Source organism: uncultured Polaribacter sp. (assembly GCF_947497695.1).
Lineage (GTDB): Bacteria > Bacteroidota > Bacteroidia > Flavobacteriales > Flavobacteriaceae > Polaribacter.
This window is the reverse complement of sequence record NZ_CANMHM010000015.1, coordinates 48694-59857: the sequence shown is the minus strand read 5'-3', so window position 1 is coordinate 59857 and position 11164 is coordinate 48694. Positions and strand designations below refer to the sequence as shown.

Sequence of the window (11164 nt, the reverse complement as noted above, 5' to 3'; positions counted from 1 at the left end):
CTAAAATGTTATATTCTTTGCTAAAATCGTCTAAAAGACAAAATATTTCGATAATTTTACTGTCAGTAATCATAGAGAAGATATTTATTATTAACTTGTTATTCAGACCATTAAGTTAATAATTTCTTCTCTATTTTACTAATAATTAATACCCTTTCTTAGCTCGAACTCACGTTAAATTAGTAAAGTTTCTGTAATTATTTTGGGCTGAATTTTACAGTGAAGTAAGACTAAAATTTTACTGATTTTGATTGAAAATAACAAAAAATATAGCCCAGATTGAATGGTCTGTTTGAGCTCTTTTTTACCTTTTTCAGGTAAAAAAAGCGAGTAATGAAAGCTGGAAATAGCTTCAAAAAAAAATAATATATTGTATAGGCAAAGTTTTAAATAATAGTACTTTGTCCCATATAAATATTAGTGAAATTTAGGTTACTATCTTCTTGATTAGCAATGTAATCTGCAATAAAGTCGCCTACTTTTGCTGTTGAAGCTGCAAATTGATTTTTACCTTTTAAATCTTGTGTTGTAATGCCTAAATCTAAAGATTTTTCTACTGCTCTTTGAATTGCATCTGCTTCATCTGTTAAACCTAAATGCTCTAATAGCAATGCTGCTGATAAAATAGATGCCAAAGGGTTGGCAATATCTTTGCCTTTTGCTTTTGAAAATGCACCATGAATTGGCTCAAACAACGCATTTTTTTCTCCGACGGAACTAGAAGCAAGTATACCAATTGAACCTCCGACCACACAGGCAACATCAGTAATAATATCTCCAAAAAGGTTTTCTGCTAAAATTACATCAAACTGTTTTGGGTTTAAGACTAATTGCATTGCAGCGTTGTCTACAAACATAATATCTAAGTCAATATCTTTGTATTCTTCAGCAATTTTTAGAACTGTTTTTCTCCATAAACGTGAAGTTTCTAAAACATTGGCTTTGTCTACTAATGTTATTTTTTTCTTTCTGTTTCTTGCTTCTTTAAAGGCTAAATGTGCTACTCTAGAAATTTCTTCTACACTGTAAGAACAAATATCAAAAGCAGACAGTCCATCTTTACTGGTTTCTTTTTTTCCGAAGTAAATACCACTAGACAGCTCTCTATAGATTGCAATATCTGTTCCTGAAATAATGTCTTTTTTTAATGGAGAGTTTTTAATTAGCTTTGGGTATGCTTTTATAGGTATTACGTTACAAAACAAATCTAACTCTTGTCTTAAACGCAAAAGACCTTGTTCTGGTCTTATTTTTAAACTTGGGTCGTTGTCGTATTTTAAATCTCCAATAGCACCAAATAAAATTGCATCTGCATTTTTACAAGTTTCAATGGTTTCTGCTGGCAAAGGATTTCCAAATTTTTCAATTGCACAAGCACCCATTTGCGCTTCTTTATATAAGAAGATATGGTTATACACTTCTGCAACTGCATCTAATGCTTTTTTTGCTTGCGTGGTTACTTCTGGTCCAATACCATCTCCAGGTATTACTGCAATTGTACACTTCATCTTTAACTAAAAAATTATTTTTTTATATCAAAGATAGTAGATTCTTTTAAATAGTTGTAAAAAACATATTTAAAAATAAGATATAAAATTGTATAATTTAAGCTTTTGCAACTTCAGAGGTTTTGCTAATCTCTTTAATTATAGCATGAATATCGTTGTCTTTAACTTCTTTTTGTTTGTCTGCTACATTCAAAAAAGCTTCATAAGCAATATCTAATTGTACTTTGGTTAATTCGTAACCAATTTTTTTAGCTCTGTAAGCCAATGCAGCTCTACCGCTTCTTGCTGTTAATACAATGGCACTTTCTGTAACACCTACATCTTCTGGATCCATAATTTCGTAGGTTTCTCTATTTTTGATAACACCATCTTGATGAATACCAGAGCTGTGTGCAAATGCATTTGCCCCAACAATAGCTTTATTTGGTTGTACAGGCATTCCCATACTTTCACGCACCAAAATACTTGTATCGTACAATAGTTTAGTGTTGATGCTTGTTTCTAAGTTTAAATATGGATGTTGTTTTAACACCATTACTACCTCTTCTAAAGCTGTATTTCCTGCTCTTTCTCCTATACCATTAATTGTACATTCTATTTGACGAGCTCCATTTATAACTCCTGCAATTGAATTAGCAGTTGCCATTCCTAAATCATTATGACAGTGACAAGAAAGTGTTGCTTTTTCTATTCCTTTTACGTTTTCTCTTAGGTATTTTATTTTTGCTCCATATTCTTCTGGTAAACAATACCCAGTTGTATCAGGTATATTTAACACTGTTGCACCTGCTTTTATAACTGCTTCACAAACTCTTGCCAAATATTCATTATCTGTTCTACCTGCATCTTCTGCATAAAACTCTACATCTTCTACAAAAGATTTTGCATAAGCAACTGCTTTTACAGCACGCTCTATTACTTTTTCTCTAGTTGAATTAAACTTGAATTGTATATGAGAATCACTGGTACCAATACCAGTATGAATTCTAGGATGTTTTGCAAACTTTAATGCTTCTGCTGCAACTTTTATATCATTTTCTACAGCTCTTGTTAAACCACAAACTGAAGCATTTTTTACAATTTTAGATATTTGAGTAACTGAATTAAAATCTCCTGGACTTGAAACAGGAAAACCTGCTTCAATTACATTTACACCCAACAAATCTAACCTTTCTGCAATGATTAATTTCTGAGTTGTATCTAACTTACACCCAGGAACTTGTTCTCCATCTCTTAATGTTGTATCAAAAATTTGAACCTTATTATCTTGCATAATTTCTATAAAGATTATCTTGTTATATATCAAATGTAGATATCTTTAAAAACTGAAATAAAAATTTAAGCCCTACTAATACGATACCTAATTATTTTACAATGAATCTAAATAACTAAATAACAGTTGTTTACAATAAATATTAATACATTGGTCAATTAAAAAAGTAAGTGTGTTTTATTTATTTTTAATAAAAAAACGATCTATAAATAGTACTTTATAAATCGTTTTAAATTTTATTGATGTCCAAAAAGATTATTCTACTTTTTCTGGATAAGCAAATGTGTAATTAATTTCTGTATACTTTAACTCTTTAAATAACTTTTCGAAAAATCTTTTATTTTTATCTTTTAATAAGTATTTTTTTAGATTTTTTGAATCATTGGTTTCATTCGTTTTTACAAATATCGCTTCAATTTCTGTATCTTTCTTTAAAAATTTTAACTCAATAAAAAAATCTTCATCATAATTTGAAAAAATTCCGAAAGATCGTTTTACTCGGTTTACAAAATTTTTGTTAATAATTTCTTTTAATAAGGTGTTCTTTTTAACAGTATATGAACTAAAATCGGGTGTTTCTTCAACCTTTATCAATGCCTCAAAATAACCAGCATTTAAATCATTATGCCAATTGAACTTGTAGGCTTCGTTTACATATTTTTGAATTTCTGGTTCACTTTTAGAATTCCCATTTTCTAATGGTAATGCACCTTCATAAATTAAATATTTTACAACATCTAAATCATTTGTGCCCATTGCCCAAGTTAAAGGGTAATGAGTATTACTAAAATTTTTTGGTTGCTCACCATAAACTGTTTTATTCCAAGGTAATGAGTATGTTGTATTTAATACATCTTTTGATGCTTTTTTATATATTTTTTCTATAAACTTTGTGTCTTTTGTTTTAATTGCATAAAATAGTTCTACATGAGTCATTTCTAGAACACTCATAAAAGTACTTAAAGCTAAGGTAACAGAATCTTTATTACCTAATTTTAGATTTGAAATAAAACGTGCTTTTTTAATTTCAAACTTTCTTCTAGGGATGATTGAGTCGTCTATTTCAAAACCTTTCTCTATCAAATAATTTAGATATTTAGTTGAGAAAGCATTTTGATTGTCTACACTTACAGTATTAATTTTTATATTTTTTGCAAGTAAATAATCAATAACATTTTTAGTTTTATTTTGTACTATTTTTTGATATGTAATAGCATTATCAAGTACTAAACCCGATTTAAAAAGGATGCCTAAAACTTCTATAATTTTATCTTCATCATTAGAGCTATCTACAACATAATCAACTATAGGCTGTTTTTCTATAATTGTTGTATTAGGGTCTATCCCTAAATCAACTGCTTCTTGAAGTCTAAAAATATTTCCTTCTTCGTAGTATTTTTTAAAGTAACCTTCTAAATCTTGCGAAAATGTAGTCTGAATCAATGTTAAGAAAGAAAATATTGTAAGTAAAAAAACCTTCATTTTTAGTAATTAGGGGTTCAAAATTGAAACAAATATATAAGTTTCAAATAAAAAACTACCTTATACTAACAATAAATATGCTGAAAAATTAAAAAGGTTTCCTACTTTTGTATTTGTACGCTTTTAATAAGATTGCTAAAATAACTTAACCATATGTCTGCTAGTCAACAAAATGACTCCCTTTTTACACTTATTAAGTCCTTAACTAAATCAGAAAAGAGACAATTTAATTTATATGTTGGAAGATTGGGTGGTAATATTGATGCTAAATTTTTTTCGCTATTTAAATTTTTAGAGAAGTTGAAAGCCTATGATGAAAAAGTAATTATTGGAAGTGGAATTGTTTCTAAACAACAACTATCTAACTTAAAAGCACATTTATACAAACAAATTTTAATTAGTTTACGATTAAATCCTGCACATAAAAATGTACGAATTCAAATTAGAGAACAACTAGATTTTGCAACGGTTTTATATCAAAAAGGACTGTACAAACAAAGTCTAAAACTCTTAGAAAAAGCCAAAAATATGGCTTTAGATAATGAGGAAAAAAATATTGCTTATGAAATTGTAGAACTAGAAAAAGTAATTGAAACCCAATACATTACCAGAAGTTTAAGCACAAGAGCCAATGAACTTTCTGTACAAGCAAAAGAACTTAGTCAGCACAATGTTACTGCTAGTAAATTATCTAATTTATCATTGCAATTATACAGCCATTTAATACAAAATGGTTATGTAAAAAATGAAAAAGAACTAAAATTTGTAGATAAATATTTTAGTGATCGAATGCCAAAATACGACTTTCAGAAATTAGGTTTTCGTGAAAAACTATGGTTATATAAAGCTCATTTATGGTATAGTTTTTTAGTGCAAGATTTTTTGCAGAGTTATAAATACGCACGTAAATGTGTCGATTTATTTAACAGTCAAAAATTAATAAATACACACCCTGTTTTCTATTTAAAATCTAAAAACTACTTATTAGAAGCTTCCTTTTTAGTTAAAAAAACATCTACTTTTAAAAAGGAATTGACTTTTTTTGAATCTGAAATAGATCAAAAAGAAATACCTTTAAATACCAATACAGAATTACTCATTTTCTTGTATTTGTATTCCAATAAATTACACCTTCACTTTTTAGAAGGTTCTTTTGAAAAAGGAGAATATTTGGTGGATGTAATTAATAATAAAATTGATAAATACAAGAATAGATTAGACAATCATTATATTATTTTACTGTACTACAAAATTGCTTGTTTGTATTTTGGCATGGGCAAAAACAAGTTATGCATTGCCTATTTGCAAAAAATTATTCGTTCTAAAAACGTAAGTGCTGCAGAAGATTTACAGTGTTTTGCACGTATTTTAAACCTAATTGCACATTATGAATGTGGCTTAGATTACGACTTAGAAAGACAATTTGTAGATACTTATAAGTTCTTATTAAAAATGGAAAACTTACAAGAAGTGCAAAAAGTTTTCTTAACTTCTATTAGAGATTTGAGTGATGTTTTTCCACATGAAATTAGAAATGAATTCAAAAAAATTCATGCAAAATTAAAGGTGTTTGAGAATCATCCTTATGAAAAAAGAGCTTTCTTGTATTTAGATATTTTGTCTTGGTTAGAGAGCAAAATTCAAAACAAACCCATTGCTATTATTATTCAAGAAAAGACAAAACTTCTTGCTAAATAGTAATATTAAAACTTTAAAATACCTTTATTTTTAATAATACTGTATTAATTTACAATATTTACAAAATAACTTGTTCTTAAAGTTGAAAAATAAAAATAATACAACTATTTTTGCCTTGTGAATTTAACAAATACAAATATTAACTCTTCAATAACTACAAATGTAGTTTGTATTTCTATGCACACAACTATCTGCACAACTGCAACAATTACCCTTTAGGGGTTTTAGCTATATTCATATCACTTAAGGTTAACTATTGTTTCGAACAACATCGAAACTACTCAATAAAATATTAAATTACTTAAACTATTCATTGAAAATGAAAGTATTAAAATTTGGCGGTTCATCTGTCGCAAGTTCAGAAAACATACAAAAAGTCTTAGCAATTGTTAAGAAAGCTTCTAAAAACGAAAAAATTGCGGTAGTAGTTTCTGCTTTTGGTAAAACTACAAACGCTTTAATTGAAGGTGCAAACTTGGCAGCCAATAAAAACGAAAATTATAAAGAGGTTTTAAATAAAATTGAAGAACATCATTTAGCTGTTATTAATGATTTAATTTCATCAGCAAACCAAAAAGAAGTTATTACCTACGTTCAGCAACTTTTAAACTCTTTAAATACAATATACGATGGTGTTTTTTTATTGCAGGAATTATCAGACAAAACACTAGCAAAAGTTTCTAGTTTTGGAGAGCGATTGTCTTCTTACATTATTGCAAATGCTGCAAAAGAATTATTTGATGCTACTCACAAAGAAAGTAGAGAGCTAGTAATTACAAACAATGAGTTTTTAAATGCTCAGGTTAATTTTAAAACTACCAATGAAAATATTGTTTCCTTTTTTAAAGAAAACAACCATCAAGTTACTGTTTTAGGTGGTTTTATTTCTTCAAATATTTTTGAAGAAACAACTACTTTAGGTAGAGGAGGCTCAGATTTTACTGCTTCTATTTATGCTGCTGCTTTAAATGCAAATGAATTACAAATCTGGACAGATGTTGCTGGTATGTATACTGCAAATCCTAGAGTGGTAAAAGAAGCCTATCCTATTTCAGAAATTTCTTATGAAGAAGCCATGGAATTATCGCATTTTGGAGCCAAAGTATTGTATCCACCAACAATTCAGCCTTCTTTAAGAAAACAAATACCTATTAGAATTAAAAATACTTTTGAACCAGAAAGTGCTGGTACTTTAATTTGTAATAATCCACAAAATGGTAATGAAGTTAAAGGAATATCTCACATAGAAGATATTAGTTTAATTACTTTAGAAGGTGGAGGGATGATCGGAATTCCTGGTTTTTCTAAACGTTTGTTTGAAACGCTTTCTATTGCTAAAATTAATGTTGTTTTTATTACTCAAGCTTCCTCAGAACACTCTATTTGTGTAGGTGTTTATGAAGATGATGCAACTAAAGCAAAAGAACTTTTAAACGAAACTTTTAACATTGAAATTGGTAAGAAAAAAATAAAACCTGTTATTGTTGAAAGCGATCTGGCAATTATTGCTGTGGTTGGTGAAAGCATGAAAAACTACCAAGGTTTAAGCGGACAAATGTTTAGTGCTTTGGGCAGAAACAATGTAAATGTAAGAGCAATTGCTCAAGGTTCATCAGAAAAAAATATCTCTGCAGTAATTAATAAAAGTGATGCTACAAAGGCTTTAAATACATTACATCAGCAGTTTTTTGAAGAAAAGACAAAACAGTTAAACTTATTTGTAACAGGTGTAGGTAATGTTGGTGAACGCTTTTTGGCACAAATACATCAACAAAAGAAATTTTTAAAAGAAAACTTAAAACTAAACATTAACGTTATTGGTGTTGCCAATTCTAGAAAAATGGCTTTTAATAATGAAGGTCTAGACTTAGAAAACTGGAAAGAAGCTTTAGAAAACGGAGAACCAACAACTTTAGATAGTTTTCATAAAAAAGTAAAAGAAGCTAATTTAATAAATAGTGTTTTTATAGACAATACTGCAAATCAGCAAGTATCTGAAGTTTATGAAAGCTATTTAAGAGAGAGTATTTCTGTGGTTACTTGTAACAAAATTGCTTGTGCTTCTAGCTTTGAGAATTACAAAACACTAAAACAAGTGTCTAGAAAATACAACGCTTCTTTCTTATTTGAAACAAACGTTGGTGCAGGTTTACCAATTATAGATACACTTAAAAACTTAATCAATTCTGGTGATAGAATACATAAAATTCAAGCTGTTTTATCTGGTAGTTTAAATTTTGTATTCAATAATTTTAATGCAAATGCTACGTTTCATGATGTTGTAGAAGCAGCTCAAAAAGAAGGGTACACAGAACCAGACCCAAAAATTGATTTAAGTGGAGTTGATGTGGCTCGTAAAATTTTAATTTTAGCTAGAGAAAGTGGTTTTCAATTAGAATTAGAAGACATTACCAACAATGCCTTTTTACCTGAAGACAGTTTAAAAACAACTAATAATGATGCTTTTTATAATTCATTAACAAAAAACGAAGCACATTTTCAAAATATATTTAAAGAGGCAAATGACAAAGATTGTCGTTTAAAATATGTTGCCGAATTTGTAGATGGAAAAGCAAATGTTGGTTTGCAACACATTGCGTCAAATCATCCTTTTTATAATTTAGAAGGAAGTGACAATATTGTATTATTCTTTACTGACAGATATCCAGAAAATCCTTTAATTATAAAAGGTGCTGGAGCTGGAGCAGATGTTACTGCTTCTGGTATTTTTGCAGATGTAATTAGAATCTCAAATAAGTAGGCAGTTTTTAGTAGGCAGTAAGCAGTCAAAAATCTGGCTGTAATCTGCTTCTGAAAATAAAAATAATTAAATAGTATTCAATAAGTAGTTTTAGATATCAAACTGACTGCAAACTGAAGACTGCAAACTGAAGACTTAAAAAAATGGATTATTTAAAAATTTTTGCTCCTGCTACTGTTGCTAATGTTTCTTGTGGATTTGATTCTCTAGGTTTTGCTGTGGATGCAATTGGAGATGAAATGACCTTTACAAAAACAACTGAAAAAGGGGTTAAAATAACCAATATTACAGGTGCAGACTTAACCTATAATGTTGATGAAAATGCTGCAAGTGCAGTGGTTAAAAAAGTTTTAAATGATGCAAATGCAGAATTCGGAATTGAACTAACCATTCACAAAGGGTTTTCTCCTGGAAGTGGTTTAGGAAGTTCTGCTGCTAGTGCTGCAGGTGCTGCTTTTGGTGCAAATCAACTTTTAGGCAATATTTATTCTGATTTAGAATTGACAAAATTTGCCATGTTTGGCGAAGAAGTTGCTTGTGGAACTCCAATTGCAGACAATGTTTCTGCTGCAGTTTATGGAGGTTTTGTTTTAGTTAGAAGCTATCATCCTTTAGAAATTATAAAATTACCAGTACCCAGTGAACTAAGAGTTGTGGCAATTCATCCACAAGTAGAAGTAAAAACAAAAGATGCAAGAGAAGTTTTACCTACACAAATTGCATTAAAAAATGCAGTTACTCAATGGGCAAATGTTGGTGGTTTAATTAGTGGTTTATATTCAAATAATTACGAGTTAATCAGCAATTCTTTAGTAGATATTATTGTAGAACCTCATCGTAAAAAATTAATTCCTCATTTTGATGATGTTAAAAATGCAGCCATAAAAGCAGGTGCTTTAGGAGCAGGAATTAGTGGTTCTGGCCCAACAATTTTTGCACTTTGTAAGGGCGATGAAGTTGCTGAAAAAGTTTACAAAAACATCGAAGAAAGTTATAAAAATACAGGTATTGAGTTTACAATGTTTATTTCTAAAGTGAATCACGAAGGAATGAAAATAATAAAATCGCTTTAAGCCCTAGGCTATAAGCTTTATGTAAAAAATAAAATAACACATCCGCTTAAAGCATGCAGCTTAAAGCGTAAAGCAAAAAAAAAATGAACTACTACAGTTTACACCATAAATCGCCAAAATCAACCTTTAAAAACGCGGTTGTACAAGGTTTGGCAAAAGACAGAGGAATTTATTTTCCAGATAATATTCAGCCATTATCAAAAGATTTTATTGAAAATATTTCTGAGTATACAAACCACGAAATTGCGTATGAAGTTATTAAGCAGTTTGTAGGTGATGAAATTCCTACTGAAAAATTAAAAGAAATTGTTGCAAAAACAGTCTCTTTCGATTTTCCTTTGGTAAAAGTAGACGATAATATTGCTTCTTTAGAGTTGTTTCATGGACCAACCATGGCTTTTAAAGATGTTGGTGCTAAATTTATGGCACAATGTTTAGAATATTTCAATAAAGATAATGATGATGAAGTAACTGTTTTAGTAGCTACATCAGGAGATACAGGAGGTGCAGTTGCCAATGGGTTTTTAGGTGCAAAAGGCATCAATGTTGTTATTTTATATCCTTCAGGAAAAGTAAGCGATATTCAAGAAAAACAATTAACAACTCTGGGTCAGAATATTACTGCTCTAGAAGTTGATGGTGTTTTTGATGATTGCCAAGAAATGGTAAAAACTGCTTTTTTAGACGAAGAAATTAGCAAAACATTAACCTCTGCAAATTCAATTAACGTTGCACGTTGGTTGCCACAAATGTTCTATTTTTTCTTTGCTTACAAAGAATTACACAAAAAACATAAAGACATTATTTTTTCTGTACCAAGTGGAAATTTTGGGAATATTTGTGCTGGTGTGATGGCACAAAAACTAGGTTTACCAATTAAACATTTTGTAGCTTCTACCAATATTAATGATACTGTACCCAATTACTTACTAGAAGGTATTTACAAACCAAAACCATCTAAAGCAACAATTTCTAATGCAATGGATGTTGGTAACCCAAGTAATTTTATCAGAATACAAGAGTTGTTTAACAATGATTTTGAAACTTTAAAAAATGCTTTTTCATCTTATAGTTTTACGGATGATGAAACACGTGAAACCATGAAAAAAATCTACGGGAATTCTGGTTATGTTGCAGATCCTCATGGAGCAGTAGGTTATTTAGGATTGAAAAAATACGGATTAAAAGAAAACGAATTTGGTGTATTTTTAGAAACTGCACATCCTGTTAAATTTTTAGATGTTGTAGAAGAAACATTGCCTGTTCAAGTAGAAATTCCTGCACAAATACAGAAAGTAATCAATAATAAAAAAGTAGCTATTAAAGCAAGTTCTTATGAAGATTTGAAGGCTTTTTTGATGGAATAAAA

General features: G+C 29.4%; 7 protein-coding genes. 4 read left to right on the top strand and 3 right to left on the bottom strand.

Annotated elements, in window-relative coordinates; genetic code table 11:
* Window positions 1–386: 386 nt before the first annotated feature.
* From leuB to Q0731_RS11880, 3 genes are all read right to left on the bottom strand, one after another.
* Window positions 387–1508, bottom strand: a complete 1122-nt coding sequence (leuB, locus tag Q0731_RS11890) for a 3-isopropylmalate dehydrogenase (protein WP_299064377.1) — start codon at window positions 1506–1508, stop codon at window positions 387–389.
* A gap of 97 nt (window positions 1509–1605) precedes the next feature.
* Entirely contained in the window at window positions 1606–2781 is a 1176-nt protein-coding gene (locus tag Q0731_RS11885; RefSeq protein WP_299064375.1) for a 2-isopropylmalate synthase, read from the bottom strand.
* A 255-nt stretch (window positions 2782–3036) separates the two neighbouring features.
* Window positions 3037–4263: a hypothetical protein gene (locus Q0731_RS11880; protein WP_299064373.1), complete on the bottom strand. Its 1227-nt coding sequence runs from the start codon at window positions 4261–4263 to the stop codon at window positions 3037–3039.
* 153 nt (window positions 4264–4416) lie between these two features.
* Here Q0731_RS11880 and Q0731_RS11875 point away from each other — a divergent pair, with 153 nt between their 5' ends.
* The 4 genes from Q0731_RS11875 to thrC all read left to right on the top strand — a co-directional run bounded on the left by Q0731_RS11875 (window position 4417) and on the right by thrC (window position 11162).
* Window positions 4417–5961 carry a hypothetical protein gene (locus Q0731_RS11875; RefSeq protein ID WP_299064371.1) on the top strand — a complete coding sequence of 515 codons (1545 nt, stop codon included), beginning with the start codon at window positions 4417–4419 and terminating at the stop codon, window positions 5959–5961.
* Between the two features lie 319 nt (window positions 5962–6280).
* Window positions 6281–8722 carry a bifunctional aspartate kinase/homoserine dehydrogenase I gene (gene thrA / locus Q0731_RS11870; RefSeq protein WP_299064369.1) on the top strand — a complete coding sequence of 814 codons (2442 nt, stop codon included), beginning with the start codon at window positions 6281–6283 and terminating at the stop codon, window positions 8720–8722.
* Window positions 8723–8865: 143 nt separating this feature from the next.
* The gene (locus Q0731_RS11865) at window positions 8866–9795 is read left to right on the top strand and encodes a homoserine kinase (protein WP_299064346.1); all 930 of its coding nucleotides are present in this window, start codon (window positions 8866–8868) and stop codon (window positions 9793–9795) included.
* Between the two features lie 83 nt (window positions 9796–9878).
* On the top strand, window positions 9879–11162 hold the full coding sequence (thrC, locus tag Q0731_RS11860) for a threonine synthase (protein ID WP_299064344.1): 1284 nt from the start codon (window positions 9879–9881) through the stop codon (window positions 11160–11162).
* The last annotated feature ends 2 nt before the right edge of the window (window positions 11163–11164 follow it).

What these genes read in the sequence shown, in the direction of transcription:
- leuB (WP_299064377.1), bottom strand. Translation starts at nt 1,508, where the DNA reads ATGAAGTGTACAATTGCAGTAATACCTGGAGATGGTATTGGACCAGAA.
- Q0731_RS11885 (WP_299064375.1), bottom strand. Translation starts at nt 2,781, where the DNA reads ATGCAAGATAATAAGGTTCAAATTTTTGATACAACATTAAGAGATGGA.
- Q0731_RS11880 (WP_299064373.1), bottom strand. Translation starts at nt 4,263, where the DNA reads ATGAAGGTTTTTTTACTTACAATATTTTCTTTCTTAACATTGATTCAG.
- Q0731_RS11875 (WP_299064371.1), top strand. Translation starts at nt 4,417, where the DNA reads ATGTCTGCTAGTCAACAAAATGACTCCCTTTTTACACTTATTAAGTCC.
- thrA (WP_299064369.1), top strand. Translation starts at nt 6,281, where the DNA reads ATGAAAGTATTAAAATTTGGCGGTTCATCTGTCGCAAGTTCAGAAAAC.
- Q0731_RS11865 (WP_299064346.1), top strand. Translation starts at nt 8,866, where the DNA reads ATGGATTATTTAAAAATTTTTGCTCCTGCTACTGTTGCTAATGTTTCT.
- thrC (WP_299064344.1), top strand. Translation starts at nt 9,879, where the DNA reads ATGAACTACTACAGTTTACACCATAAATCGCCAAAATCAACCTTTAAA.